Origin of the sequence: Phenylobacterium sp. (genome assembly GCF_035944335.1) — a bacterium.
GTDB lineage: Bacteria > Pseudomonadota > Alphaproteobacteria > Caulobacterales > Caulobacteraceae > Phenylobacterium.
This window is the reverse complement of sequence record NZ_DASZBG010000073.1, coordinates 1-24437: the sequence shown is the minus strand read 5'-3', so window position 1 is coordinate 24437 and position 24437 is coordinate 1. Positions and strand designations below refer to the sequence as shown.

Genomic DNA, 24437 nt, shown 5'->3' with positions numbered 1-24437 from the left:
CGATGAGCGGGGCCGACAAAGCATCACCCCACGTCAATGACGCGCTGGACCCCAGCCGCGCCCTGGTCCCGGCGACGGTGCGGCTGAACGAACGGCTGGTGGCCCGCGGCTTCTGGCCGAAGATCCGCAAGGTCGCCGCCCACGTGCCCTTCGCCGCCGAGGCGCTGGCGGTCTGGCATGCGGTGCAGGATCCCGAGACCCCGGCCGCGGCCAAGGGGATGATGCTGGCGGCGTTGGCCTATTTCGTCCTGCCCACCGACGCCATCCCGGACTGGATCCCGGTGATCGGTTATGCGGACGACGCGGCGGTGTTCGCGGCCCTCATCGGGCTCGTCGGCCGCCACGTGAAGCCGCAGCACCGTGAGGCGGCGCGCGGGGCCATCGATCGGATTCGCAGCGACGGCTAGCCGGGCTTCGACCCGCGGATCCAGCCGGTGATGGCCAGGCGGTCCTGATCCACGTAGGAGGCCACCTGGCTCACCGAATGCCACTGCGGCACGCGGAAGATATTCAGCGTGTTGAACTTCGGCGCATAGGCCTCGGCCACGTGGCCGTCGGCGTCGTGGAACAGCAAGAGGCCGCCCCACTCCACCCGCCAGCCCGGCGTCAGGTTCAGCACATAGGCGTAGAGCCGGTCCTTGCCCGCCAGCTCGTCGTCGTGGGCGGTGAGGAACTGGCCGGCGCGGTAGCGGGTGGCCTGGGCGTCGCAATAGGCCGGCCGCTCGTCGCCGGTCAGCTTGCGGACGAAATCCAGGAAGGCCGGGCTGTTCAGCAGGTCGTAGGCCGCCTCCAGCTCGGCGACGGCGCCGCCTTGGCGCTGGCCTGCCTCCAGGAAATCGCTGATTCGCCAGGTGTCGAAGTCGAACTGGAAGCCGGTGCGGCCGCCGCGGGCGATGGCGGCCTCGACCTCGCGGCGGACCTCCTCGGGCGTGACGGCATAGTCGGCGCGCGGCACGTCATAGCCCTTGCCGTCGGCCAGGAAGGTGCGCGACCAGGGCGCGCGCTTGAGCGCCTCAGCCAGCCGCTGGGCGTCCGGCGTCGCCAACAGGGCGGGCAGGTGCAGCCGTCCGAAGCGGGCGAACAGCGGCTTGGCGGCCGCCGGGTCCAGGCCGGGATCGAGCTTGAGCGCGCTCATGCCAGGGCCGCCGCACGCTGGGCCAGGACGTGCTCGCGCCAGGTGATGAACAAGGTCGAGCCGACCACCACGCCGGAGCCGACCAGGGTCCAGAGACCGGGCAGTTCGTGGAACAGCAGGAAGCCCGCGCCCACGGCCATCACCAGCCGCGTATAGTCGATGGGCGCCATGGCGGCGGCGTCGCCGATCTGCATCCCCTTGATATAGCACCACTGGTTGACCGTCCCGATGGCGCCCATGGCCGCCAGCAGGCCGAGGTCTCTCGGCCCCGGCCAGCGCCAGACGAAGAGGGCGCCGGGAATGGCGAGCACGACGCCGAGTGTCGCGGCCCAGACCAGCAGCACCATCGGAGAGTGGTCCCGCGTCATCACCTTCATGCCGGTGACCGTCAGAGCGAACAGGAAGGACGAAGCCAGCATGGCGAGCGCCGGAACGCCGAGCGTCAGTCCCGCCCCGCCGGCGCCGGGCCGCACCATCAGGAGCACGCCCAGGAAGCCGATCACCGCCGCGCCGATCCGCATCGGGCCCACGTGCTCGCGCACCACGAAGGCGGCCAGCGGAACCAGCCACAGCGTACGGGTGAAGCTGAGCGCATTGGCGTCGGCCAAGGGCATCTTCTGGTAGGCGTAGAAGGACAGGATCAGGCCGATGGTGCCGGCGCTGGAGCGGAAGATCAGGATCCAGGGGCGGCTGGTGGCGAAGGCCGCGCCGCGGTGCTTGAGGATCACCGGCAGCAGGATCAGGAAGCCGACCGCCTGGCGATAGAAGGTCTGCAGCGCGGCGGGATAGTCGGCTCCCAGGAACTTGATCAGGGTGGTCATGGCCGTGAAGGTCACGGCCGAGGCGAGCATCCACAGCGCCCCGCGCACGTTCGGCGTCAGGGCGTTCCATCGGCTCCGCAACGGCGCCGCGGCGTCGGTCACTCCCCGACGGTGACCACGACCTTGCCCATCGCCTTGCGGCTGGCCAGGTGCTTGATGGCCTCGGCGGCCCGGGCCAGCGGGAAGCGCTCGGAGACGAACGGCTTGATCTTGCCCTCGCCGTACATCTTGAGCAGCTCGGCGACGCTGGCCTGATGGCGCTGCGGATTCTTGGCCACCCAGGTCCCCCAGAACACGCCGACGATATCGCAGCCCTTGAGGAGGGCGAGGTTGAGCGGGATCTTCGGGATGTCGCCGGCCGCGAAGCCCACCACCAGATACTTGCCTTCCCAGGCGATGGACCGCAGCGCCGGCTCGGCATAGTCGCCGCCCACCGCGTCATAGATCACGTCGGCGCCGTTCGGACCCACCGCGTCCTTGAACAGGCCGGCCAGCGCCTTCTGGCCGTCGCGATCGAACGGACCCCGGCCATAGACGACGCCCTCGTCGGCGCCATGCTTCTTGCAGAGATCGACCTTTTCCTGGCTGGACGCCGCGGCGATCACCCGCGCGCCCATGGCCTTGCCGAGTTCGACAGCCGCCAGGCCGACCCCGCCGGCGGCGCCCAGCACCAGCAGCGATTGGCCGGGCTGCAGCTGCGCCCGGTCCTTCAGGGCGTGCCAACTGGTGCCGTAGGTCATGATGAAGGCCGCGGCCTCGTCGAACGGCATGGCGTCGGGGATCTTCACCAGCCGGGCGGCTTCCAGCGCCAGCTCCTCGGCCATGCCACCCCAGCCGGTGTTGCCCAGCACCCGATCGCCTGGCCTCACGTGGCTGACGCCTTCGCCGACGGATTTCACGACGCCGGCGATCTCGCCGCCCGGCGCGAAGGGCCGCTGCGGCTTGAACTGGTACTTGTCCTCGATGATCAGCACGTCGGGGAAGTTGACGCCGACCGCCTTGACCTCGACCACGGCGAAACCGGGCTTGGCCTGCGGGGCGGCGACCTCCTCCAGCACCAGGGTGTCGGGCCCGCCCACTTCCTTGCTCAAGAGCGCCTTCATGTCGGGTCTCCGGTTGGCTTGTGGCCTGGCTTTTTCGAGGTCGGCGGACGCTAGCTTACGCGAACGGATGTTTGAAGGACCTATCCGAGGCTGCAACATTGCGGCAGGAAAACGATGCTATTTCGGCGCCGATTAGGAGTGCGAGGAATGAAACCCATCCTCACCGCCGCAATTCTAGCGGCATCTGCCATGGGTCTGGCCGGCGCGGCCAGTCTCGGGCCCCACGCCCAGGCCGCCATGAGCGCGGCGCAAGCGCCGCTGCGCGTCGACGATTTCCAGCTGACCGACCACACCCGCACGGCCCAGCGGCTCTACTACTATGGCTATGCCCCGGCCATCGTGCTGATGACCCAGTCGAACGAGGGCGCCGTCTCCCGCGCCTCGGCCGCCGAGATCGAGGCGCTCGCCGCAGCCTACAAGGCCAGGGGCGTCATCTTCTTCATGGTCAACTCCAACCTGGCCGACGGCCGCGACGCCACCGCGGCCTGGGCGGCCACGCACGGCGTGACCACCCCGATCCTCATGGACGAGCAGCAGCTGGTCGGCGAGGCGCTGGGCGTGAAGCGCGAGGGCGAGGTGTTCGTCCTCGACCCGAAGACCTGGACGGTCGCCTACCATGGCCCGGCGGACGCGCATGTCGCGCCGGCGATCGAGGCGGTGATGGCCGGCAAGCCCGCGCCGGTCGGGCAAGTGTCGCTGACCGCCGGCCAGGCCATCGCCTTCCCGGAACGGGCGCGCGAGGCGGGCTTCGCCAATATTTCCTATTCGAAGGACGTGGCTCCAATCCTGGAGACCAAGTGCGTCTCCTGCCACATCAAGGGCGGCATCGGACCCTTCGCCATGACCGGCTACGACGTGGTCAAGGGCTTCTCGCCGATGATCCGCGAGACCGTCCGCACGCACCGCATGCCGCCCTATTTCGCCGACCCGCACATCGGGGCGTTCAAGAACGACCAGGGCCTCACGGCCGAACAGACCAAGACCCTGGTCCACTGGATCGAGGCGGGCAGCCCGCGCGGCGCCGGGCCCGATCCCTTGCTGGCCTATGCCGACAAGACCGCGCCCGAGTGGCCGACCGAGCTCGGCAAGCCCGACGTCGTGGTCGACATCCCGGCCTTCAAGGTGCCGGCGAGCGGCCTCGTCGAGTACCAGAACCCGCTGATCGACAATCCCTTCAAGCAGGACACCTGGCTCAAGGCCGTGGCCATCAAGCCCGGCGACCGCCGCGTTCTGCATCACGTTGTGTCCAACACCGTCGGCGATCCGGCTCATCCGGCCGACATCCCGGGCGGCTCGGTGGGCTCCTATACGCCGGGCGCGCAGCCGCAGATCATGGCCGATGGCTCCGGCGCCCCGGTGCCGGCCGGCGGCAAACTGCACTTCCAGATGCACTACACGACCATGGGGACCGAGACGGTCGACAAGACCCAGGTCGGCTTCTACGTGCTGAAGACGCCGCCGCAGTACATCAAGCGCTCGGCGGTGATCGGCGACTTCGCCCTCTACATCCCGGCCGGCGCCCAGGCCCACAAGGAGGTCGCCTACCTGACCTTCCCGGCCGACGCCTATCTCTACACCCTCTATCCGCACGCCCACTACCGCGGCAGCCACGTGGAGCTGAAGGCGGTGACGCCGGACGGCAAGCAGACCATGCTGCTCAGCCTGCCCAAATACGACTTCAACTGGCAGCGCGACTACGACCCGGTGAAGCCGATCCTGGTGAAGGCCGGCACCAAGCTGGTGGCCACCTGGGTCTATGACAACTCGGTCCACAACGCGGCCAATCCGGACCCCAAGCGCAATGTCACCTGGGGCGAGCAGACGCCCGACGAGATGATGTATTTCCGGCTGAACTATCGCTGGGTCGACGAGACCACGAGCCACGTCCGAAACGACCTGCAGGCCAAGCTGATGGAAAGCGGTCTGATCGGCGGCCTCGACGCCAACCTGGACGGCGTGATCGAGCCGGACGAGCTCAAGGGGCCGATGGGGGCCATGATCAAGGCCCGCTTCGCCGAGCTCGACAAGGATCACGACGGCACCCTGGACCTGACGGAGATGCGGGCGGCCATGCCGCGCCGCATGGCGCGCAACCGCCAGGAAACGCCGGACCTGTAGCCGGTTTGGTCATCGGCCGCGGGGCCTCTATATTCCGCGGCCACCGCTGGACCTGGATGCTGACCCCTTGGGCGTGACCCTCGACCTTTCGCGCGCGCCGGCGACCCCGGCCGCGGCGCCCAAGCCGAACCTTTCGGGCATGACGCGCGCCGAGCTGCAGGCTGCGCTCATCGAGGCCGGCGTGGTGCGGCCCGAGAAGGCCAGGATGCGCGCCGGCCAGGTCTGGCGCTGGGCGCACCACTACGGCGTCACCGACTTCGACAAGATGAGCGACGTGGCCAAGGAAACCCGCGCGGCGCTGGCCGAGGCCTTCACCCTGGCGCGGCCCGAGGTGGTCGAGCGCCAGGTCTCCCGCGACGGCACCCGCAAATGGCTGATCCGCACCGCGCCGGGCATCGAGATCGAGACCGTCTACATCCCCGACGTCGGCCGCGCCGGGGCGCTGTGCGTCTCCAGCCAGGTGGGCTGCACGCTCAACTGCACCTTTTGCCACACCGGCACCCAGGCGCTGGTGCGCAACCTCACCGCCGCCGAGATCGTGGCCCAGGTGCAGGTGGCCCGCGACGACCTCGGCGAATGGCCCTCGCCCAAGGAGGACCGCCGGCTGTCCAACATCGTGTTCATGGGCATGGGCGAGCCGCTCTACAACCTGGACCACGTCGCCGCCGCCATCGACATCATCGCCGACAACGAAGGCATCGCCATTTCGCGGCGGCGGATCACGGTCTCCACCTCGGGCGTGGTCCCCGAGCTCGAGGCGCTGGGGACGCGCACCCAGGCGATGCTGGCCATTTCGCTGCATGCCACCAACGACCCTCTGCGTGAGAAGCTGGTGCCGCTGAACAAGAAGTACCCGATCGCCGAACTGATGGCGGCGATCCGCGCCTATCCCGGCCTGTCCAACGCCAAGCGGGTGACCTTCGAATACGTCATGCTCAAGGGCGTCAACGACAGCCCGGCCGAGGCCAAGGCGCTGGTTCAGCTGCTGAAGGGCGTCCCGGCCAAGATCAACCTGATCCCGTTCAACCCCTGGCCCGGCTCGACCTACGAGTGCTCGGACTGGCCGACCATCGAGGCCTTCGCCGCGATCCTGAACCGCGCCGGCTACGCCTCGCCGATCCGCACCCCGCGCGGGCGCGATATCCTGGCCGCCTGCGGCCAGCTGAAGAGCGAGAGCGAGAAGCTCCGCGCCAGCGCCCGCCGCAAGCTGGCCAACCCCTAGACCGTCATCCCCGGGCTCGCCCCGGCGACCCAGCAACGCGGGCGCCTCAGCAAGATCGCATCGGCGCGGCCGGGCTTTTCCCTCGCCCGTCGGCGCGTCTGTGTGGCGCGGACAAGCCCGGCCATGACGGCCGGTTTTATGTTATCCACCGGACCAGTTCGCGAGGGGGTCGTCGGCATGCCGTTTCCATCTCCGGAGGTCCAGGCCTTCGCCACCGGATTTCCGATCACCCTGCTGCATGTGAGCGTCGCCCTCGTGCTGCTGTTCGCCGGCGCCGGGGCGTACATCATGCTGACCCCGCACAAGGAGGTGGCGCTGGTCCGCGAGGGAAACCTCGCCGCGGCGGTGTCGCTGGGCGGCATACTGCTGGGCCTCGCCATCCCGCTGTCGGCGTCGCTGAAGGCCTCGACCAACCTGACGGACCTCGCGCTCTGGGGCGTGGCGACGCTGGTGGTGCAGCTCTTGATCTCGCGGCTCACCGACCTGGTGCTGCACGGCCTGCCCAAGCGCATCCAGGATGGCGAGGTGGCGGCCGCGACCCTGCTGGCGGCCGTGAAGATCGCGACCGGCCTGATCCTGGGCGCCGCCGTCGCCGGCTGAGCCATGCATTTCCCCCAATGACCTTTCCCAGGCTTCCCGACTGGCTGATCTACGGCGCGGTGGTCGTGGCCCTGCTGATGGTGGCCGTGGGCCGCCGCGAGCGGGCCGACGCGCCGCCCGCGCCGCCACCCACCAGCGAGGCGGAAGGCGCGACCCTTGGGCCCGCCTCGCCGTTTGATCCGGCGGTGGTGGTGGACGTGGCGAGCAAGGCCGAGCCGGCCGCCGGGACAGCCTTCTCGGTGGCCGATAGCGGCGTCTGGGTCACCGCCCGCCACGTGGTCGACGGCTGCAGCCAGACCGCGATCGTGGTCGCACCCGGCCGTGGGGTGGAGGCCAAGGTGCGGATCGACCCGAACGGCGAGGCGGCGATCCTGACCACCGACGGCGGCGCGCCGGCCCTGCCGCTCGGCCTGGCTGGGGGCTTGCGGCGCGGCGAGCGCGCCTTTCATCCCGGCTTCCCGCAGGGCGCGCCGGGCGAGGCGACCTCCCGCCTCCTGGGCCGCGAGAACCTGGTGGTGCGCGGCCGCGGCGCCCGCACCGAGCCGGTGCTGGTCTGGGCCGAGGCCGGCCGCACCGATGGCTTGCGCGGCACGCTCGGCGGGCTCTCCGGGGCGCCGGCGCTGGACGAGCACGGCCGGGTGATCGGCGTCACCATCGCCGAGGCGCCACGTCGCGGCCGGATCTACACCACCTCGCCGGAGACCATGGCCGGCGCCATGCAGGACCTGCATCAGCCCGCGCCGATGGGCGCGGCGCTGGAGGCGATCACGCCCGACAACTATGGCCGGGTGGCCGACGACCTGCGCCGGACGCTGCGCGTGGCGCAGGTGATCTGTCTGAAAACCTAGGCGCCTGCGACGTGGCGCTTGTTGAGGGCGCCAAGCAGCAGGAACAGCAGGGCCGGTGGGATGGCCATCAGGCCCGTGGCGATGAAGGCCGTGGCATAGGCCCCCAACAGGCCGTGGGCTGGCGTGAGCGCCTCGACCGCCGCGCCGGAGAAGCCCTTCAGCACCTTGCCGAGCAGGGCATAGGTGGATGACAGCAGGGCGTACTGGGTGGCCGTGTAACCAAGGCTGGTCAGGCTCGACATATAGGCCACCAGCGCCACCCCCGCGAAGGCCTGGGCGAAGCTGTCGAGACCCATGACGGCGGCGAAGGTCGGCATGTCCGCGTGGAAGGCAAGGATGGCGAAGGCCGCGGTGCCCAGGCCCTCGATCAGCACCCCGATCATCAGGGATCGGAACACGCCCAGCCGGATGGAGGCAAAGCCGCCCAGTGCGATGCCGGCGAAGGTGGCGAACAGCCCCATCGATCCACGCACCAGGGCGACCGTGTCCTTGGTCAGGCCGAGGTCGTGATAGTAGGGATTGTACATCGGCCCCATGACGAAGTCGGGCAGCCGGTAGAGCGCCACCGCCAGCAGCATGATCAGGCCGATGGCCCTGTGCTTGGCGAAGAAGTCGATGAACGGCCCGACCACGGCGTCGAAGAAGCCGCGCGGCGTCCAGAGCGGGGCCTTGGCGTGCAGCACCTCGTCGGCGCGCTTGGGCTCGAAGGCCAAGAAGCTGGCGGCGACGCCCACGCTCATCAGCGCCGCCATCACCACATAGGACGGCTGCCAGCCGATGCGGGCCGCCGCGGCGATCACCAGGGCGTCGGTGACCAGCAAGGCGATGCGGTAACCCAGCTGGTAGGCGGAGGTCAGCAGGCCGAGCTCGTCGCTGTTGTCCGCCGCCTCGATCCGCCAGGCATCGATGGTGATATCCTGGGTCGCCGAGGCGAAGGCGGTGAGCAGGGCGAAGGCGCCGATAGTCGTCAGCCCGCCGGCCGTGCCCACGGCGGCCATGCCGATCAGGCCCAGGATGACCGCCAGCTGGGAGAGCAGCATCCAGCCGCGGCGACGTCCGAGGCGGCCGAGCAGGGGCACGTCGACCCGGTCGACGATCGGCGCCCAGAACACCTTCATGGTGTAGGCCAGGCCCACCCAGGAGATGAAGCCGATGGCCTTGAGGCTGGTGCCCTCGTCGCGCAGCCAATACCCAAAGGTGTTGGCGGTGAGCAGGAACGGCAGCCCCGAGGAGAAGCCCAGGGCCAGCATCACCGCGACCTTGGGCTGGCGGACGGAAGCCAGCACCTGCATGGCGGTGCGCTTGCGGCGGGGCGCCGGCGTCGACGTCGCGGTCATGCTCGCACGGTCCTGACGAGCGCCCCCGCGCTCCCCAAAAACGAATGGGTCAGGCGAGCTTGGCCTGCGCCGCCGCGGGCGTCCAGCCGCGCCCGGCCCAGCGGGTCAGCATCACGCGCAGGGCGTCCGGCGACAGGGGCTTGACCAGGAAGTCGTCCATCCCGGCGGCCAGGCAGCGCCGGCGGTCTTCCTCGAAGGCGTTGGCGGTGAGCGCCACGATGGGCGCCGCGACGCCCATGGCGCGCAGGGCCCGGGCGGCGTCCTCGCCGGAGAGCCCAGGCATGCGCATGTCCATCAGGATCAGGTCGTAAGCGCCGACCTTGGCGGCGGAAATGGCGTCCTCGCCGCTGGCGGCATGGTCCACCGAACAGCCCTCGCGGGAGAGGAGCGCGCGCGCCAGCAGGGCGTTGATGGGGTTGTCCTCGACCAGCAGCACCCGCGCCCCGGGGGCCGCCGCCATGGCGATGCGTTCGTCCTCGGATCCGGACGGGGCGTCCTGGACCGCGCCGGCGGCGATCAGCACCCGCTCGACCAGCGAGGCGCGGCGCAGCGGCTTGATGAGGTAGCCGGCATAGCCTGCGCGGCGATAGGCGCTGAGGCGGTCGCGCTCCTGCGGCGCCAGCAGGACGATGGCCGGGTGTTCGGGCGTGGGCCGGCGCCGCTTCAGCGGCTCCAGGGCGTGGTCGACCAGCACCACGTCGCCGGGCCGGGTTCGGGCCAGGACGGCGTCGAGCTCCGCGCCGACGATCGGCTTGCCGCCGCAGGCCGCGACCTGGCGGCGGGCGGCTTCGCGCAGAATGGCGTTGGGCGAGGCGACGACCACGCGTCGGCCGGCGAGTTCGCCGGCGAGCGCCGGCGCCTTGATCCGGAACGCCGCCTCGAACCAGAAGACCGCGCCGCCGCCGCGCCGCTCGTCGACGCCGACGTCGCCGCCCATCACCTGGGCCAGGCGCCGCGCGATGGCCAGCCCCAGGCCCGCCCCGCCCGGATCGGCCCGGCCCACCTCAGCCTGGGCGAAGGCTTCGAAGATCTGTTCCCGCTCGGCCGTCGAGACGCCGGGACCGGTGTCCTCGACGCTGAACCGCACGCGGCCGGGCCCCGCTAGGTCGGCGGCGATCAGCACGCCGCCGGTCGGAGTGAACTTCACGGCGTTGCCGGCGAAATTCAGCAGGATCTGGCGCAGCCGCGCCTCATCGGCATGGATTTCCCGCAGGCTCGGCGGTGCGCTCCAGGCGATCTCCAGGCCTTTTTCGCGAGCGCGCGGCGACAGGAGTTCGGCGACGCCGCGCAACAGGGTCTCGATGTCGGTCGGTTCCGGATGCAGCTCAATGCGCCCGGCGCCCAGCTTGGCGAAATCCAGCACGTCGTTGACCAGCGTCAACAGATGCTCGCCGCTTTCCCGCAGCGCGGCGGCATAGGCCCGCTGCTCGGCGGTCAGGCGGGTGCCCTCCAGCAGCCGGGCCATGCCGATCACCCCGTTCAGGGGCGTGCGGAACTCATGGCTCATCGAGGCCAGCTGCTCGGCGCTGATCTGCGCGCGGCGGGGGCGCCGCTCGTTCAGGGGACGAAGAGGTCTACGCATCGCCGGCGAGCCTAGGGGCCAACCACTTAACGGGCGGTCAAATCGTCGCAGATTTCGGCGGCTCAGCCGCGCGCGTGGGTCATTTCCAGGGCCAGCGTCAGCAGGGCGGCGCGGGCGCGGGCGTCTTCGATGGCGTTGAAGGCCCGCAGCATCTCGATGGCGCCGGGGCGCGCGAGCGCCCGGAACAGCTCATCGTCTTCCTCGCGGCCCAGGCCCTCCTCGCCCACCAGCCAGGCGACCGTCGTGGAAAGCGCCTCGGCGGCGATCATCAGGGTGGAGGCGGCGATCCGGTTGGCGCCACGCTCGTATTTTTGCACCTGCTGGAAGGAGATTCCGAGCTTTGCGGCGAGGTCCGTCTGGCTGAGCCCGAGCTGGCGGCGCCGGGCGCGCAGCCGAGCCCCCACCGACAGCTCCAGGGCGGCATGACGGCCGTGCTCGTTGCGCTCCATGGCGGGGCTCCGTCTGCGCCAAGCATAGTCCAAGGACACGCCCATGTTGCGGAAAACTGGACGTGCAACGCGCGGCGGCGTTTATTGTCCAGGCGATGCCTACGCGCGCGGACGCCACGATCGATCCCGTCGGCCTGCTCACGCCCCGAGAGCGCGAGTGCCTGCGCCTTGTCGACCAGCACCTGTCGTCCAAGCAGATCGCCCGCGAACTGGGCATGTCCAAGACCTCGGTGGACACCTACTGCGACCGTGCGCGCCGCAAGCTCGGCGTCGACGACCGCTATGCCGCCGCCCGCCTGGCGCGCGAGCTCGACGTTAACCATGTCCTGACCGCGTCAGGACAGGACGCGATCAGGACAGACAGTCGCCCCGCCAGCTGGCTCGATGAGCCGGCAACAGAGGGGACGACCCATGGGCGACTGGCAGAACTTCGACAATCGCGAAACGATCGGCAAGGCGCTGCGCCTTCGACGCGAGATCGACGACTTCGAGACCCGCTGGCCGGCGCAGTCGGTGCGGGGCGAGACGATTCCGACCTTCTCCTGGGAGCAGCTGGAGCGGCAGCTCGTCGATTTGGCGGCTACCGAGACCCAGGCCGCGATGGCCCGGCACCTGGTGTCGGCCACGCGCAAGCTGGCGCCCTTCAAGCCTTCGGAAATGGTGCTGAGGGAAATCCTCTGCATGACCTGGGTTCTCCTGGACGAGAACTTCAGGCCGGACGCCAGAGAGGCTTCGGGCGAAATGACCTAAGCCCCGTCGCCCGACTGGGGGCCATCGGGGGGCTTTCCATCGTCACCGCCCTGGCGTTCGGGGCGATGTTGGCCGGGCTCCACGAACTTCAGCAGCTCGGTGCAATTTTTTCCGGCTCCTGAACCGGATCGAAACCATAACCCCGTTATCGGAACCGCACGCGTCGCAAAAGACGATGCGCGCAGGAGAGACCTCATGCTCAAAGAACGTCGGATGGTGGCTGAACAGATCGCGAGCGCTCTGTTCGAAGCCGAAGCGGCAATTGACGCCGCGCTCAGCAAGACCGCCCAGCTCACCGGCGTCATGCCGCAGCTGCGCGGCAAGGCCGGCCTTTCGGCCCTGATCGGCCAGAACGCCGTGGAGCGCGCCACCCAGGCCGTCATGGCCCTGGCGGACGCGCGCCGCGCGATCGTCGAGACCCACAAGGAACTCAGCGCGGCGCAGGAGCAGGTCGGGCTCGGCGCGGTGGCGATCGACGGTGGCGGCACCAAGCCCCCGTCGCTCTCGGCCGGTCGCCGACTTCGCGCCATCAGCGACGCGGCCTAGGGTTTGCGACCACGCCGCCCGTTGAGGGCGGAGTTCTTTGCGGCGGGTTTCCACTCGGGTGCGGCTCTGCCAGTTTGCTGGCGGCCACGAGGGGAGATCCGCCGCTGCACCATTTGCCCGCTTTGCCATATTGGTTTCCGGCCGTCGCGATTGGCTCGTCCTGCCTCTTCGCGATCGTCAAGGGTGGGCGCGAAGAACGGATCGCGGCGGTTTATTTCGCGCTCGCCGCCCTGGCCGCGCCCTGGCTGCTCGACAGGCGGTGGGCCGGCACCCAATGGGCCATGTTCGCCGTCGATTTAGGCTATCTCGCCCTGCTCCTGACGCTGGCGATGCGCAGCCCCAAATGGTGGCCAATTCCGGCGGCCGCCTTCCAGCTTCTCGCCGTGGTGACCCACATCGCCAGCCTCGTCGATCATCAGCTGCGGGCGTGGGCCTATGTGACGGCCGGCGTGATTTGGACATATCTCGGCTTGGCCGCCATCGTCGTGGGAACCTTCAACCACTGGCGCGGTCGGCCTCAGCCGGCCGCGAAGGCCGTGCCCGCCATGGCGGAGCCGGGCGCCACGCGGCGATAGATCAGCGCTTCGGCGATGTGCACGCGCCGCACGGCGCCCGAACCCTCCAGGTCTGCGATGGTGCGGGCGAGCCTGAGCGTCCGGGTCCAGCCGCGCGCGGTGAGCCCGCCGGTCTCCGCGGCGCGGGACAGCAGGGCGCGGGCCGCCGGATCCAGGTTGCAGACCGCTTCCAGGAAATCGCCATCCGCCTGGGCGTTCAGCGAGGTTGCGCCATCCGGCCCGCCCGCGGCGCGTTCCGATTGCAGCGCCCGCGCGGCGGTCACCCGCGCGGCCGCCTCGACGGTGCCCTCGGCCGGCGGCGGCAGGGCCAGGTCGGCGGCGGTCACCGGCGGCACCTCCACCTGCAGATCGATGCGGTCCATCAGCGGCCCGGAGACGCGGCCCTGGTAGTCGCTCTGGCAGCGCGGCGCGCGCCCGCAGGCCCCGTGGCCCGCGCCGCCGTGGCCGCAGCGGCAGGGGTTCATGGCGGCGACCAGCTGCACGCGCGCCGGATAGCGCACATGGGCGTTGGCGCGCGCGACGATCACCTCTCCGGTTTCCAGCGGCTGGCGCAAGGAATCCAGCGCCTGGGCGGAGAATTCCGGCAGTTCATCCAGGAACAGCACGCCGTTGTGCGCCAGGCTGACCTCGCCGGGCTTGGCCTTCAGCCCGCCGCCGGTCAGCGCCGCCATGCTCGCCGAATGGTGGGGCGCGCGGAACGGCCGGGCGCGGGTCAGCTGGCCGCGGGCGATCAGGCCGGCGACCGAATGGACCATGGAGGTGGAGAGCAACTCCTCGGCGGTGAGCGGCGGCAGAAGGCCCGGCAGCCGCTGGGCCATCATCGACTTGCCGGAGCCCGGAGGGCCCACGAACAGCAGGTTGTGGCCGCCGGCCGCGGCGATCTCCAGGGCTCGCTTGGCGTTCTCCTGGCCCTTGACGTCGCGCAGGTCGGGTCCCCGCTCGGCGTCGACCATGGGGCCGGGCTTGGGCGGCGACAGCACCTGGGTGCCGCGGAAGTGGTTGACCAGCGCGATCAGCGAAGGCGCCGCCAGGACCCGGGTCTCGCCGGCCCAGGCCGCCTCGGGCCCGCAGGCTTCGGGGCAGATCAGGCCCAGCCCCATGGCGCCCACCGCCACGGAGGCGGGCAGGGCGCCCGCGACGGGCAGGATACGGCCGTCGAGGGCCAGTTCGCCCATCGCCGCCCAGTCGGCCAGCGCATCGGGCGGGATCACGCCCATGGCCGCCATCACCGCCAGCGCGATCGGCAGGTCGTAGTGGCTGCCCACCTTGGGCAGGTCGGCCGGCGCCAGATTGGCGATCATCCGCCGCGCGGGGAGCGACAGCCCCATGCCCGCGAAGGCCGCCCGCACCCGCTCGCGGCTCTCGCCAACCGCCTTGTCGCCCAAGCCGACGACCATGAAGGCCACCAGGCCGCCGGTCAGCTGGACTTCCACCTCGACGCGCACCGCCTCGACGCCCTGGAACGCAACGGTGACGACGCGCGCGGCCATCTCAATCCCTTGTGTCCGATCCGAACTTATCCACAAGACACAGAAGTATCACAGCTCGGACCAAGAACTTAAGAAGAACGTTTCGGGAATATGGCTAGCCTATCGGCGGTTGCAGCGCAAGCCGGCGACCTCAGGCGCGCAGCGCCTCGATGCGCGCCCACATGGCTTCGGTGGCGTCCACGCCGGTGAATCGCTTCAGCGCCTGGGCGCCGGTGGGCGAGGTGACATTGATCTCGGTGAGGTAGTCGCCGATCACGTCGATGCCGACGAAGATCAGGCCGCGGCGCCTCAGCTCCGGGCCGATCGCCGCGCAGATCTCGCGGTCGCGGGCCGACAGCTCGACGGGCTCCGGGGTGCCGCCGACCGCCATGTTGGAGCGGATCTGGCCCTTCTCCGGCACGCGGTTGATGGCGCCCACCGGCTCGCCGTCGACCAGCAGGATGCGCTTGTCGCCCTTGGTGACGGCCGGCAGGAACTTCTGGACGATCACCGGCTCGCGGGTAAGTTCGGCGTGGATTTCCAGCAGCGCGCCGAGGTTCGGATCGTCGGCCAGGTGGCGGGTGACGCCCGATCCGCCCTTGCCGTTCAACGGCTTCAGCACCACGTCGCCGTGCCTGGCCCGGAACTCGCGGATCGCCTCGCGGTCCCAGGTGATCAGGGTCGGCGGCTGCAGTCCCGGAAACCCCGTGACGAAGATCTTCTCCGGCGCGCTGCGCACCTCGGCCGGATTGTTGACCACCAGGGTCTTGGGGTGGATCGCCTCCAGGAAGAAGGTGGCGTCGATGTAGCGCATGTCGAACGGCGGATCCTGGCGCATCAGCACCACGTCGAAGTCGCTCAGCTCCACGCGGCGCATCTCGCCCAGTCGCGCGTGGTCGCCGGCCTTGCGCTGGACGGTGACGTCGCGGCCGCGGGCGAAGACCCGCCCGTCCTCCATGGCCAGGGTCTCGGTCAGATAGACGAACAGCGAATGGCCGCGGGCCTGGGCCGTCTCCATCATCAGGAAGGTCGTGTCGGCCTCGATGTTGATCCCCTCGATGGGATCCATCTGCACGGCGACCTTCAGCGGCATGCGCCCTCTCCCGACTGTTCAGGTGAGAGGGACATAGGGCCTGGCGTCCGGTTCGGCTAGTTCAGCCTCAGGCGCACGCGCTCGCGCTGGACCCGCGCCGCCAGCGCCGCGCCGCCGTCCAGCGCCGTGGCGCGGGCGAGCGCCTCCAGCGCCCCGGCCAGCGCCCCCTGGCCCTCGCGGGCCGCGGCCACGTCGAGCCACGGGCGATGGTCCTTGGGGTCCAACAAGGCGCGCCGCAGGGCCGCCCGTTCGGCGCGCGGATAGTCTCGCGCGGCGCTGGCGCGGGCGAAGATGTTGTTCTGCAGGCGGATCAGCACGGCCCGGTCGGTGACCGGCGCCATCAGCCGGTCGAGCCGGTCGGCGACGTTGGGCGTCAGGCCCGCGTGAAGCGCACGCCGGGTCAGCTCGGAGGGCAGCACCACCCGACCTTCGGAGAACGGGTCGAGCGCCAGCGGCCCCTCGTCGGTCTCGATGCGCAGCAGGAAGTGGCCGGGGAAGTCGACGCCCTGGACGTTCAGTCCGCACTTGCGCCCGGCGTGCAGATAGAACAGGCCGAGCGCCACCGGCAGGCCCTTGCGCCGTTCGGCGACGGAGATGATGTCGGCGTTCTCAGGGTCTTCGTAGGTGAACAGGTCGCCCGACAGGCGCAGGTCGCCGGCCATGGCCTCGGCGAGCGCCTCCTCCGGCGTCTCGCGCTCCAGGCGGCGCGCCAGGCGCTCCACCGCGGTGCGGCCCAGGTCGTGGGCCACCTGCGGGTCACGCGTCGGATCCTCGTGCACCGCACAGGCGACCGCCGCCTCGAGCAGCGGGAACAGACCGTCCTCCGCGCCGCCGGCGTCCAGCAGGCATCCTTCGGCCTCTTCGCGCGTCATCCGTCCCGCAACAGCCGTCAGGCCCCTTTCCAAGCGTCGGGAATATGCACAGGAAGCCGGCCCGGCGCGAGCGCTACCAGATCGAGGCGAACCGCCGCACCTGCCAGGCTCGGCCGCCGCGCCGCCAGGTTGGTCGCCGCCCGCCGCAGGCGCTCACGCTGGTCGAAGCTGACCGCCTCCAGCGCCGCCAGGAGGCTGGTGCGGCGCTTGACCTCCACGGCCACCAGGGTGCGGCCGCGCAGCGCCAGGATGTCGATTTCGGCCTGCGGGGTCTTCAGCCGAAAGCCCAGGATGCGATAGCCCTTGAGCATCAGCACCAGGACCGCCAGCACCTCGCCGCGCCGGCCGGAGAGGCGGGCCGCGGCGCCGCGGGCGATCCGCGCGGCCTTCACCGCTTGAGCTCCATGGCCCGGCGGTAGAGGTCGCGGCGCGGCAGGCCGAGCGCCTTGGCCACTTCCGCCGCGGCCTCGGCGGGGCGCAGCCGGCCGAGCGCGTCGCGGAGCGCGGCGTCGGCGTCGGCCGCCGTGGCGGCGGTCTCGCGCCCCGGCGCCACCAGCACCACGATCTCCCCCTTGGGGGCTGCGAACTGCGGGTCGGCGGCGAGGACCGAAAGCGGGGCGCGCACCACCGTCTCGTGCAGCTTGGTCAGCTCGCGGCAAACCACGGTGTCGCGCTCGCCCAGCACCGCAGCCATGTCGGCGAGGCTGGCGGCCAGGCGCGAACCGCCTTCGAAGAACACCAGGGTGGCGCGCATTCCGGCCAGCTCCTCCAGGAAGGCGCGGCGTGCGGCGCTCTTCGGCGGCGGGAAGCCCGCGAACAGGAAGCGGTCGGTCGGCAATCCAGCCACCGACAATCCGGCCAGGACGGCCGAGGCGCCAGGGATCGGATAGACCGCGTGCCCCGCGGCGGCCGCTTCGCGCACCAGCCGGTAGCCGGGGTCGGAGATCAGGGGCGTGCCGGCGTCGGAGATCAGCGCCACCCGGCCGCCCTCAGCCAGCACCGCCATCGCCTTGGGCCGCGCCCGCTCGGCGGCGTGCTCGTCGTGGCGCTCCAGCCTCGCCTTCAGCCCGAAGGCCGAGAGCAGCTTGCCCGAGACCCGGGTGTCCTCCGCCAGCACCAGGTCGGCGGCGGCGAGCACGTCGAGCGCGCGAAGCGTGATGTCGCGCAGGTTGCCGATCGGGGTGGCCACCACATAGAGCCCCGGCGCCAGCGGCGCGTCGTTCAGTTGCGGCGGCGGCAGCAGGGGTCGGGCCATGGCCGAGGCTTCACCGGTCAGCCCATGAAAGGCAAGCGCCCGAAAAACCGACGTCTCGACCTCGGCCGTTTCCGTGGCAGGGTGGCGGGCCGCCTCGAGGGGATGCCCATGCCGACCACCCGCCGCCGCGTCGTCCAGCTCGCCACCGGCGCCGCCACGGCCCTGGCGGCGCCGGTCCTGGCCGAGCCGAGACCGAAGAAGCCCCTGCGCCTGCTGATCCTCGGCGGCACCGGCTTCATCGGGCCGCACCAAGTGCGCTACGCCCTGTCGCGCGGCCATCAGGTGACCCTCTTCAACCGCGGCCGCCAGAAGGAAGACTGGCCCGGCCACGTGGAGGAGCTGCTGGGCGACCGCAACACCGGCGACCTGAAGTCGCTGGAAGGTCGCGACTGGGACGCCTGCATCGACAACCCGACGACCCTGCCGGCCTGGGTGCGCGACGCCGCCCGGGTGCTGCAGGGCCATGTGCGCCACTACAGCTTCGTCTCGACGATCTCGGTCTATGAGGCCAACGACACGCCGGCCGACGAGACCGCGCCGGTCGCCGCCTACAAGGGCGCGGACGCCTACGCCGAGACCCAGAAGAGCGTCGCCGCCAATCTGCAGCTCTACGGCCAGCTGAAGGCGCTCAGCGAGGCCGAGGCCCGCCGCCGGTACGGCGAGGGCGCGACCGCCATCATCCGCCCCGGGCTGATCAGCGGCCCTGGCGACGAGACCGACCGCTTCACCTACTGGCCCGTGCGCTTGGCGCGCGGCGGCGAGGTGCTGGCGCCCGGCGACGGCGGCGACCCGATCCAGCTGATCGACGCCCGCGACCTGGCGGAATGGTCGATCCGGGTGGCCGAGCAGCGGACGGCGGGGACCTTCAACGCGGTGGGCCCTGCGAGGCCCATGACCACGCGCCAGTTCCTGGGCGGCGTGGCGACCGGCGTCGGCGCAAAGCCGAAGCTGGTCTGGGCGCCAGCCAGGTTCCTTGAGGACAACAAGGTCAACGCCTGGAGCGACATGCCGGTCTGGGTGCCGGGGCAGGGCGACACCCGGGGCTTCCACCGCCGCGACAACCGCCGCGCCATGGCCGCGGGCCTGAGCTTCCGCCCGCTGCGGGTCACCGCCGCCGACGCGCTCGCCTGGTTCAAGACCCTGCCGCCGGACCGCCAGGCGAAGCTCAGGTCCGGCCTGACGCCCGAGCGCGAGGCGGCGCTGCTGGCGAAGCTGAAGGCCTAGGCCGCGAGCTCGGCGGTCAACCGGTCGAGCACCAGCCGGCCGGCCGGCGTGGCGCGCAGGCGCTGCGGATCGTCGGCGATGAGACCGAGCGAGATCAGGTCGGCGATGCGCGCCTCGGGGATGGCGAGCGCGGCCAACTCTTCGCGTCCGACCCCTTGGGCGATGCGCAGGCCGCTCAAGAGGCGCTCCTCGGCGGCCTGCCGCGGGCTGAGCGCCTCGCGGGTCTCGACCCCCAGGCCGGCCTCCGCGACGCGGGCGATGTAGTCGGCGGGCCTCGCCGCGGCGCAGGTGGCCTGGCGCACCCCCTCGATGGTGATCCGCCCATGGGCGCCGGGGCCGACGCCCAGGTAGTCGTGGCCCTGCCAATAGACGAGATTGTGCCGCGAGCGCGCCGGGGCGCCGCGGGCGTGGTTGGAGACCTCGTAGGCCTCGAAGCCGGCGGCCTCCAGCACCTGCTGGGTGGAGTCGAACAGGGCCGCGCCGGTGTCCGCATCGGGCGGCGCCCACACGCCGCGGCGCACCGCGCGGTCGAAGGCGGTGCCGGTCTCGATGGTCAGCTGGTAGGGCGAGAGGTGTTCGGCGCCGAGGTCGATCGCCGCGCGCAATTCGTCCGCCCAGGCGCCCGGCGTCTGGCCGGGGCGGGCGTAGATCAGGTCGAGCGAGAGCCGGGGGAAGGCGGCGCGGGCCTTTTCGGCGGCGCGGACGGCGGTGGCCGCGTCGTGGTTGCGGCCGAGGAATTTCAGCGCCGCGTCGTCCAGCGATTGCAGTCCCAGCGACAGGCGGTTCACACCGGCCTGGGCGAAGGCGGCGAAAGCGGCGGCCTCCGCATCGGTGGGATTGGCTTCCAGGGTCACTTCCAGGTCGGGCGCCGGCCTCCAGAGCCGCCGCGCCGCCTCGACGATCGCCGCGGCCCAGGCCGGGTCCATCAGCGAGGGCGTGCCGCCGCCGAAGAAGATCGAGGTCAGTTCGCGCGGTCCGGTCAGGGCGGCCTGGCCCTCCAGGTCGGCGACGATGGCGCGGGCCAGCGCCGCCGGCTCGGCGTCCCGCCGCGCCTTGAAGACGTTGAAGTCGCAATAGGGGCAGATGCGGGCGCAGTAGGGCCAGTGGACGTAGAGGCCCAAGGGTTTCATCAAAGCAGGGCGGCCTTCAGCTTTTCGAAGGCCCGCGCCCGATGGCTCATCCGGTCCTTGGCTGTGGGGTCCATCTCCCCGAAGGTCTCGGCGAAGCCCTCAGGAATGAAGATCGGATCGTAGCCGAAGCCGCGGTCCCCGCGTCGGGGAAAGGTCAGGGTCCCGTCGACCCGGCCCTCGACCACCACCGCGGGGCCGTCCGGCCAGGCCACGGCCAGAGCGCAGCTGAACCAGGCCGAGGCGTCGCGGGTCTCGGCCTCCTCCAGCCGCTCCTCGACCTTCCGCATGGCGATGTCGAAGTCGCGCGCCGGCCCCGCCCAGCGGGCGGAATAGACGCCGGGCTGGCCTTCCAGCGCCGTGACCGACAGGCCGGAATCGTCGGCCAGGGCGACGAGGCCGCTGGCCTGCGCCGCCGCCCGGGCCTTGAGCAGGGCGTTGCCCACGAAGGTCTGTTCGGTCTCGTCGGGTTCGGGCAGGCCGAGCTCGCCGGCCGTCACCAGCTCGAAGCGGTTCTCCAGGATCTGCGCCAGCTCGCGCGCCTTGCCGGGGTTGTGCGTCGCCACCACCAGGCGGCTACCGGGATCGAGCTTCAACACCATGGGCGCCTCCGAGCCGCAACCTACCGTCCCGCCCGCGCCGCTGCATTGCGAAAGTTTAATATCGTTACTCGATATTAATTTGATCGACTAGCGATGCGGCCATATTGATCATCGGCATTGGAACAGGGCGTTCCACAGACATCACGCTGCACCGCAGCACGAAAGCCGGAGATATGAAAATGACCACTCGCCTCACCAAGCTGCTCGACCGCACCGCGCTGACGATCTTCCTCGCCGTCGCCGCCGTCCCGGTGTTCTGCTTCCCGCTTCTGGCGGTCAGCGGCATCCACTAGGCTAAGCCTTCGTGGGGAACGCCAGGTTCCGCGCTGGTCTCGACCGAGCGCGGCGGGCGACGGAGGGGCCGTTCATGCGCGCTTTGGGTCCGGGTTCGGTCTCGAGCTTCCTGAAGATCATCCTCGACGTCGTCTATGCCGCCCTGTGGATCGGCGTCGCCGTCGTGGCCCTGATGGTGGTGGCGGCCCTGCTGTTCACCTTCAATCCGGACCTGCTGGACGACGTCAGCCTGTCGACCGGCCAGCTCGCCACCCGCTGGCCGGCGGTGACCGGCGGCCTCGCCGCGGCCCTGCTCTACATGGGCGGCGTGCTGGTGATCGTGGGCTGCCTGCGCCGCATCTTCATGACGCTGACCGCCGGCGACCCCTTCCATCCGGACAACGTTCGCCGCCTGCGGCTGATCGGCGCGATCCTGGCGGCCCTGGAGCTCGGCCGCTATGCGGTCTGGGCGATCGGGACCTGGCTCTTGCCCGGCGTCGGCAAGGCGCAGCCCAACATGAGCCTCACTGCCTGGTTCTCCGTGCTGGTGGTCTTCGTGCTGGCCGAGGTGTTCCGGGAAGGCGCCCGCCTGCGCCGCGAAGCGGAGCTCACCATCTAATGCCCATTCGCGTCCAGCTTGACCGCGTGCTCTTCGAGCGCCGCATGTCGCTTACCGAGCTCGCCGACCGGGTCGGGGTGACCATCGCCAACCTGTCGATCCTGAAGACCGGCAAGGCGCGCGCCGTGCGCTTCTCCACGCTGGCAGCCCTGTGCCGCGAGCTGGAATGCCAGCCGGGCGACCTCCTCAGCTATGAAGCCGGCGGCGCCGACGAGGCGGAGGGCGAGGAGCCCGGCGGCGAGACCTGACCGGCCGTGCTGCATTGCGGCGCGATCGCGCCTGATGCCCTCTTAACGCAGCTGAAACTCTTGCAGGATCAAGACGCCCTCGATATATGCGCTGCAGCAATGCTGCGCTGCACACAGGAGAAGTGAGATGATCGCCAAGCTTGAAGCGTTCTTCGACGCCCTGTTCGCGCCCCTCGCGCGCGAGCTCGCCCGCATGCCGGCGTCGGCCTTCCGTCACCTGCTGCCGGGCTTCTAGTCAGGAACTGGCCCGGGCGGCTGAGCTTCAGCCGCCCGTCGCCTGCTTCTGCAGCACGCAGAGCTCCCCGATGCCCTTGCGGGCCAGCGAGAACAGCGCCTCGAACTCGGCCTGGGTGAACCCGCGCTTCTCGCCCGTCGCCTGGATCTCGACGATGTCGCCCGATCCGGTGAGCACGAAGTTGGAATCCGCCTCGGCGTTGGAATCCTCTTCGTAGTCGAGGTCGAGCACCGGCTGACCGGCGAACACCCCGCAACTCACCGCCGCCACCTGGTCGAGGATCGGGTCCCTGGTGATCAGCCCCTCCTCCAGCATGTAGCGGGTGGCCAGCCGCAGGGCGACCCAGGCGCCGGTGACCGAGGCGGTGCGCGTGCCGCCGTCGGCCTGCACCACGTCGCAGTCGATGCTGATCTGGCGCTCGCCCAGCGCCTTCATATCGACCACGGCCCGCAGGGACCTGCCGATCAGCCGCTGGATCTCCTGGGTGCGGCCCGACTGCTTGCCCTGCGCCGCCTCCCGGCGGCCGCGGGTGTGGGTGGCCCGGGGCAGCATGCCGTATTCGGCGGTGACCCAGCCCTCGCCGCGCCCGCGCAGGAAGCCCGGGACGCCTTCCTCCAGGCTCGCGGTCACCAGCACCTTGGTGTGGCCGAAGCTGACCAGGCAGGAGCCCTCGGCATAGCGGTTGACCCCGGTCTCCAGGGTCACCTTGCGAAGCACGTCGGGCTGGCGTTCGGAGGGGCGCATGAGACTGGAGAACTCCGGCTTCGGTCGGCGCAGCTTGCGCCAAGTGAGGCGGCGCTTATCCTAGATCGACAAGGCCTCGTCCATGGGCCCCCGTCCATGGGCGCGGTCGAGAACCTGCCAAGGCAGACGTGAACAGTTCAATCCTGGGCCGCGGCCCCTCGCTCGCCGAACTCGACGAACGCGCCCGGGACATCTTCCGGAGGATCGTGGAGGGCTACCTGGAAACCGGCGAGGCCGTGGGCTCGCGCACCCTGTCGAAGGGCGGCATCCAGCTCTCGCCGGCCTCCATCCGCAACACCATGCAGGACCTGACCCAGCTCGGCCTGCTGGGCGCGCCGCACGTCAGCGCCGGGCGCCTGCCGACTCATGCGGGGCTGCGCCTGTTCGTGGACGGCCTCCTGGAAGTGGGCGACGTCGCCGAGGAGGACCGCCGGTCCATCGAGGCCCGCCTGCACGCCCACGGCCGCAACTACGAGGATGCGCTCAACGAGGCCTCCTCGATCCTCTCGGGCCTGGCCGGCGCCGCCAGCGTGGTGGTGACCCCGATCCGCGACGCCGGCGTCAAGCACGTGGAGTTCGTCGCCCTCGGCGTCGAGCGGACGCTGGCGATCATGGTCTTCGAGGACGGGACGGTGGAGAACCGGCTGATCCGGCTGCCGGCCGGGGTGACGCCCTCGGCCCTGCAGGAGGCCTCGAACTTCCTGAACGCCCGGCTTCGGGGCCGCACCCTGGCCGAGGCCGCCGTGGACCTGAAACAGCAGCTCGACAACGCCCGGCGCGAGCTCGACAGCACCGCCGCGCGGCTGGTGGAGGATGGGCTGGCGGCCTGGACCGGCGAGGGCCAGGAGCGGGCCCTGATCGTGCGGGGCCGCGCCAACCTGCTGGAAGACGCCGGGGCCCTGGAAGACCTCGAGCGGGTCCGCTCGCTGTTCGCCGACCTCGAGGAGAAGGAGCAGCTGATCCAGCTCCTGGACGGCGTCCGCGACGGCCAGGGCATGCGCATCTTCATCGGGGCGGAGACCCGGCTGTTCTCGCTTTCGGGTTCCGCTGTGATCGCGGCCCCCTATATGACGGGCTCCCAGCGCGTGGTCGGCGCGATCGGCGTGATCGGCCCCGCGCGACTGAACTATGCCCGGGTGATCCCGTTGGTGGACTACACCGCGCGGGTCCTGGGCCAGGTGATGAACGCTTGAAGAGAAGAGCTGAGATGTCAGACGACATGGATCCGCCGGTCGACGGCGCAGACGCCGACCCGGACGAGGTCGCGGCGCTGAAGGCCGAGGCCACGGCGCTCAAGGAACAGGTGCTCCGCTACGCCGCCGAGGCCGACAACACCCGCCGGCGCGCCGAGCGTGAGGCCAATGACGCGCGGGCCTACGCTATCCAGAAGTTCGCCCGCGACCTGCTGGGCGTGGCCGACAACCTCTCCCGCGCCCTGGCCGCGCACCCGGAGTCGCCCGACCCGGCCCTGAAGAACTTCATCGTCGGCGTCGAGATGACCGAGAAGGAGCTGCAGGCGGCGTTCGAGCGTAACGGCCTGAAGAAGATCCATCCCGCCAAGGGCGACAAGTTCGATCCCCACCAGCACCA

27 protein-coding genes and 1 pseudogene are annotated in these 24437 nt (G+C 70.7%); 14 read left to right on the top strand and 14 right to left on the bottom strand.

Features of this window, described 5'->3' with window-relative positions; all coding sequences use genetic code 11:
* Positions 1-2: 2 nt before the first annotated feature.
* On the top strand, positions 3-407 hold the full coding sequence (locus VGT80_RS12350; protein WP_327456194.1) for a YkvA family protein: 405 nt from the start codon (positions 3-5) through the stop codon (positions 405-407).
* Here the strand turns inward: VGT80_RS12350 and VGT80_RS12345 are convergent.
* From VGT80_RS12345 to VGT80_RS12335, 3 genes are read right to left on the bottom strand one after another with little or no spacing between them, the layout of a single operon-like run.
* Positions 404-1135, bottom strand: coding sequence for a 2OG-Fe(II) oxygenase (locus VGT80_RS12345; RefSeq protein WP_327456192.1), 732 nt, complete (start codon positions 1133-1135; stop codon positions 404-406). The genes VGT80_RS12350 and VGT80_RS12345 overlap by 4 nt on opposite strands.
* Complete coding sequence (locus VGT80_RS12340) at positions 1132-2037, bottom strand: DMT family transporter (protein ID WP_414693910.1); 906 nt, start codon at positions 2035-2037, stop codon at positions 1132-1134. The genes VGT80_RS12345 and VGT80_RS12340 overlap by 4 nt, the downstream gene beginning before the upstream one ends.
* Before the next feature lie 17 nt (positions 2038-2054).
* Positions 2055-3059 (bottom strand): NADPH:quinone oxidoreductase family protein, encoded by a 1005-nt coding sequence (locus VGT80_RS12335; RefSeq protein WP_327456189.1) that lies wholly within the window; start codon positions 3057-3059, stop codon positions 2055-2057.
* 147 nt (positions 3060-3206) lie between these two features.
* On the opposite strand from VGT80_RS12335, the gene VGT80_RS12330 reads away from it, so the two are divergent.
* The 4 genes from VGT80_RS12330 (at position 3207) to VGT80_RS12315 (ending at position 7847) form a co-directional block, all read left to right on the top strand.
* Positions 3207-5177, top strand: coding sequence for a redoxin domain-containing protein (locus tag VGT80_RS12330; RefSeq protein WP_327456187.1), 1971 nt, complete (start codon positions 3207-3209; stop codon positions 5175-5177).
* A 67-nt stretch (positions 5178-5244) separates the two neighbouring features.
* Positions 5245-6399: a 23S rRNA (adenine(2503)-C(2))-methyltransferase RlmN gene (gene rlmN, locus VGT80_RS12325; RefSeq protein WP_327456185.1), complete on the top strand. Its 1155-nt coding sequence runs from the start codon at positions 5245-5247 to the stop codon at positions 6397-6399.
* 177 nt (positions 6400-6576) lie between these two features.
* Positions 6577-6999, top strand: coding sequence for a DUF350 domain-containing protein (locus tag VGT80_RS12320; RefSeq protein ID WP_327456183.1), 423 nt, complete (start codon positions 6577-6579; stop codon positions 6997-6999).
* 17 nt (positions 7000-7016) lie between these two features.
* Entirely contained in the window at positions 7017-7847 is an 831-nt protein-coding gene (locus tag VGT80_RS12315; RefSeq protein WP_327456181.1) for a serine protease, read from the top strand.
* On the opposite strand, the gene VGT80_RS12310 is transcribed toward VGT80_RS12315, so the two are convergent.
* The 3 genes from VGT80_RS12310 to VGT80_RS12300 form a co-directional block, all read right to left on the bottom strand.
* Positions 7844-9184 (bottom strand): AmpG family muropeptide MFS transporter, encoded by a 1341-nt coding sequence (locus tag VGT80_RS12310; protein ID WP_327456179.1) that lies wholly within the window; start codon positions 9182-9184, stop codon positions 7844-7846. The two genes, VGT80_RS12315 and VGT80_RS12310, sit on opposite strands and share 4 nt — an antisense overlap.
* Positions 9185-9233: 49 nt before the next feature.
* Positions 9234-10766, bottom strand: a complete 1533-nt coding sequence (locus VGT80_RS12305; RefSeq protein WP_327456177.1) for a response regulator — start codon at positions 10764-10766, stop codon at positions 9234-9236.
* 62 nt (positions 10767-10828) lie between these two features.
* Positions 10829-11215, bottom strand: coding sequence for a helix-turn-helix transcriptional regulator (locus tag VGT80_RS12300; protein WP_327456175.1), 387 nt, complete (start codon positions 11213-11215; stop codon positions 10829-10831).
* A gap of 95 nt (positions 11216-11310) precedes the next feature.
* On the opposite strand from VGT80_RS12300, the pseudogene VGT80_RS18615 reads away from it, so the two are divergent.
* The 4 genes and pseudogenes from VGT80_RS18615 to VGT80_RS12285 all read left to right on the top strand — a co-directional run.
* Positions 11311-11505, top strand: a pseudogene (locus VGT80_RS18615) (response regulator transcription factor); the annotation flags it as partial.
* 121 nt (positions 11506-11626) lie between these two features.
* Positions 11627-11965, top strand: coding sequence for a hypothetical protein (locus VGT80_RS12295; RefSeq protein ID WP_327456173.1), 339 nt, complete (start codon positions 11627-11629; stop codon positions 11963-11965).
* A 195-nt stretch (positions 11966-12160) separates the two neighbouring features.
* On the top strand, positions 12161-12511 hold the full coding sequence (locus tag VGT80_RS12290; RefSeq protein ID WP_327456171.1) for a hypothetical protein: 351 nt from the start codon (positions 12161-12163) through the stop codon (positions 12509-12511).
* Between the two features lie 74 nt (positions 12512-12585).
* Positions 12586-13086 carry a hypothetical protein gene (locus VGT80_RS12285; RefSeq protein ID WP_327456169.1) on the top strand — a complete coding sequence of 167 codons (501 nt, stop codon included), beginning with the start codon at positions 12586-12588 and terminating at the stop codon, positions 13084-13086.
* Here VGT80_RS12285 and VGT80_RS12280 read toward each other — a convergent pair.
* The 5 genes from VGT80_RS12280 to rsmI form a co-directional block, all read right to left on the bottom strand.
* The gene (locus VGT80_RS12280; RefSeq protein ID WP_327456167.1) at positions 13029-14576 is read right to left on the bottom strand and encodes a YifB family Mg chelatase-like AAA ATPase; all 1548 of its coding nucleotides are present in this window, start codon (positions 14574-14576) and stop codon (positions 13029-13031) included. The genes VGT80_RS12285 and VGT80_RS12280 overlap by 58 nt on opposite strands.
* A gap of 130 nt (positions 14577-14706) precedes the next feature.
* Positions 14707-15648 (bottom strand): glutathione synthase, encoded by a 942-nt coding sequence (gshB, locus tag VGT80_RS12275; protein WP_327456165.1) that lies wholly within the window; start codon positions 15646-15648, stop codon positions 14707-14709.
* A 56-nt stretch (positions 15649-15704) separates the two neighbouring features.
* Positions 15705-16520: a transglutaminase family protein gene (locus VGT80_RS12270; protein ID WP_327456164.1), complete on the bottom strand. Its 816-nt coding sequence runs from the start codon at positions 16518-16520 to the stop codon at positions 15705-15707.
* Positions 16521-16537: 17 nt separating this feature from the next.
* Complete coding sequence (locus VGT80_RS12265; RefSeq protein ID WP_327456162.1) at positions 16538-16912, bottom strand: YraN family protein; 375 nt, start codon at positions 16910-16912, stop codon at positions 16538-16540.
* The gene (gene rsmI / locus VGT80_RS12260) at positions 16909-17775 is read right to left on the bottom strand and encodes a 16S rRNA (cytidine(1402)-2'-O)-methyltransferase (protein ID WP_327456160.1); all 867 of its coding nucleotides are present in this window, start codon (positions 17773-17775) and stop codon (positions 16909-16911) included. Before rsmI ends, VGT80_RS12265 begins: the two co-directional genes overlap by 4 nt.
* A gap of 108 nt (positions 17776-17883) precedes the next feature.
* On the opposite strand from rsmI, the gene VGT80_RS12255 reads away from it, so the two are divergent.
* The gene (locus tag VGT80_RS12255) at positions 17884-18999 is read left to right on the top strand and encodes an NAD-dependent epimerase/dehydratase family protein (protein WP_327456158.1); all 1116 of its coding nucleotides are present in this window, start codon (positions 17884-17886) and stop codon (positions 18997-18999) included.
* Here the strand turns inward: VGT80_RS12255 and hemW are convergent.
* On the bottom strand, positions 18996-20129 hold the full coding sequence (hemW, locus tag VGT80_RS12250) for a radical SAM family heme chaperone HemW (RefSeq protein ID WP_327456157.1): 1134 nt from the start codon (positions 20127-20129) through the stop codon (positions 18996-18998). The genes VGT80_RS12255 and hemW overlap by 4 nt on opposite strands.
* Positions 20129-20728, bottom strand: a complete 600-nt coding sequence (rdgB, locus tag VGT80_RS12245) for an RdgB/HAM1 family non-canonical purine NTP pyrophosphatase (protein ID WP_327456156.1) — start codon at positions 20726-20728, stop codon at positions 20129-20131. The genes hemW and rdgB overlap by 1 nt, the downstream gene beginning before the upstream one ends.
* Before the next feature lie 367 nt (positions 20729-21095).
* Here rdgB and VGT80_RS12240 point away from each other — a divergent pair, with 367 nt between their 5' ends.
* Entirely contained in the window at positions 21096-21620 is a 525-nt protein-coding gene (locus VGT80_RS12240) for a DUF2975 domain-containing protein (RefSeq protein WP_327456154.1), read from the top strand.
* Entirely contained in the window at positions 21620-21868 is a 249-nt protein-coding gene (locus VGT80_RS12235; RefSeq protein ID WP_327456152.1) for a helix-turn-helix transcriptional regulator, read from the top strand. Before VGT80_RS12240 ends, VGT80_RS12235 begins: the two co-directional genes overlap by 1 nt.
* Positions 21869-22130: 262 nt before the next feature.
* On the opposite strand, the gene rph is transcribed toward VGT80_RS12235, so the two are convergent.
* Positions 22131-22847 carry a ribonuclease PH gene (rph, locus tag VGT80_RS12230; protein ID WP_327456150.1) on the bottom strand — a complete coding sequence of 239 codons (717 nt, stop codon included), beginning with the start codon at positions 22845-22847 and terminating at the stop codon, positions 22131-22133.
* A 128-nt stretch (positions 22848-22975) separates the two neighbouring features.
* Here rph and hrcA point away from each other — a divergent pair, with 128 nt between their 5' ends.
* Positions 22976-24040 (top strand): heat-inducible transcriptional repressor HrcA, encoded by a 1065-nt coding sequence (gene hrcA, locus VGT80_RS12225; RefSeq protein ID WP_327456148.1) that lies wholly within the window; start codon positions 22976-22978, stop codon positions 24038-24040.
* 14 nt (positions 24041-24054) lie between these two features.
* Positions 24055-24437: nucleotide exchange factor GrpE (grpE, locus tag VGT80_RS12220; RefSeq protein ID WP_327456146.1), on the top strand; the 383-nt coding region annotated here is incomplete at its 3' end.

Excerpts from the sequence above, each read along its gene's own strand:
- VGT80_RS12270 (WP_327456164.1), bottom strand. The coding sequence starts at position 16,520 with ATGACGCGCGAAGAGGCCGAAGGATGCCTGCTGGACGCCGGCGGCGCG.
- VGT80_RS12295 (WP_327456173.1), top strand. The coding sequence starts at position 11,627 with ATGGGCGACTGGCAGAACTTCGACAATCGCGAAACGATCGGCAAGGCG.
- hemW (WP_327456157.1), bottom strand. The coding sequence starts at position 20,129 with ATGAAACCCTTGGGCCTCTACGTCCACTGGCCCTACTGCGCCCGCATC.
- rdgB (WP_327456156.1), bottom strand. The coding sequence starts at position 20,728 with ATGGTGTTGAAGCTCGATCCCGGTAGCCGCCTGGTGGTGGCGACGCAC.
- VGT80_RS12335 (WP_327456189.1), bottom strand. The coding sequence starts at position 3,059 with ATGAAGGCGCTCTTGAGCAAGGAAGTGGGCGGGCCCGACACCCTGGTG.
- VGT80_RS12240 (WP_327456154.1), top strand. The coding sequence starts at position 21,096 with ATGCGCGCTTTGGGTCCGGGTTCGGTCTCGAGCTTCCTGAAGATCATC.
- rph (WP_327456150.1), bottom strand. The coding sequence starts at position 22,847 with ATGCGCCCCTCCGAACGCCAGCCCGACGTGCTTCGCAAGGTGACCCTG.
- VGT80_RS12330 (WP_327456187.1), top strand. The coding sequence starts at position 3,207 with ATGAAACCCATCCTCACCGCCGCAATTCTAGCGGCATCTGCCATGGGT.
- VGT80_RS12315 (WP_327456181.1), top strand. The coding sequence starts at position 7,017 with ATGACCTTTCCCAGGCTTCCCGACTGGCTGATCTACGGCGCGGTGGTC.
- VGT80_RS12345 (WP_327456192.1), bottom strand. The coding sequence starts at position 1,135 with ATGAGCGCGCTCAAGCTCGATCCCGGCCTGGACCCGGCGGCCGCCAAG.
- VGT80_RS12280 (WP_327456167.1), bottom strand. The coding sequence starts at position 14,576 with ATGGCCGCGCGCGTCGTCACCGTTGCGTTCCAGGGCGTCGAGGCGGTG.
- gshB (WP_327456165.1), bottom strand. The coding sequence starts at position 15,648 with ATGCCGCTGAAGGTCGCCGTGCAGATGGATCCCATCGAGGGGATCAAC.
- rsmI (WP_327456160.1), bottom strand. The coding sequence starts at position 17,775 with ATGGCCCGACCCCTGCTGCCGCCGCCGCAACTGAACGACGCGCCGCTG.
- VGT80_RS12255 (WP_327456158.1), top strand. The coding sequence starts at position 17,884 with ATGCCGACCACCCGCCGCCGCGTCGTCCAGCTCGCCACCGGCGCCGCC.
- VGT80_RS12350 (WP_327456194.1), top strand. The coding sequence starts at position 3 with ATGAGCGGGGCCGACAAAGCATCACCCCACGTCAATGACGCGCTGGAC.
- VGT80_RS12310 (WP_327456179.1), bottom strand. The coding sequence starts at position 9,184 with ATGACCGCGACGTCGACGCCGGCGCCCCGCCGCAAGCGCACCGCCATG.
- VGT80_RS12305 (WP_327456177.1), bottom strand. The coding sequence starts at position 10,766 with ATGCGTAGACCTCTTCGTCCCCTGAACGAGCGGCGCCCCCGCCGCGCG.
- VGT80_RS12320 (WP_327456183.1), top strand. The coding sequence starts at position 6,577 with ATGCCGTTTCCATCTCCGGAGGTCCAGGCCTTCGCCACCGGATTTCCG.
- VGT80_RS12290 (WP_327456171.1), top strand. The coding sequence starts at position 12,161 with ATGCTCAAAGAACGTCGGATGGTGGCTGAACAGATCGCGAGCGCTCTG.
- VGT80_RS12300 (WP_327456175.1), bottom strand. The coding sequence starts at position 11,215 with ATGGAGCGCAACGAGCACGGCCGTCATGCCGCCCTGGAGCTGTCGGTG.
- VGT80_RS12235 (WP_327456152.1), top strand. The coding sequence starts at position 21,620 with ATGCCCATTCGCGTCCAGCTTGACCGCGTGCTCTTCGAGCGCCGCATG.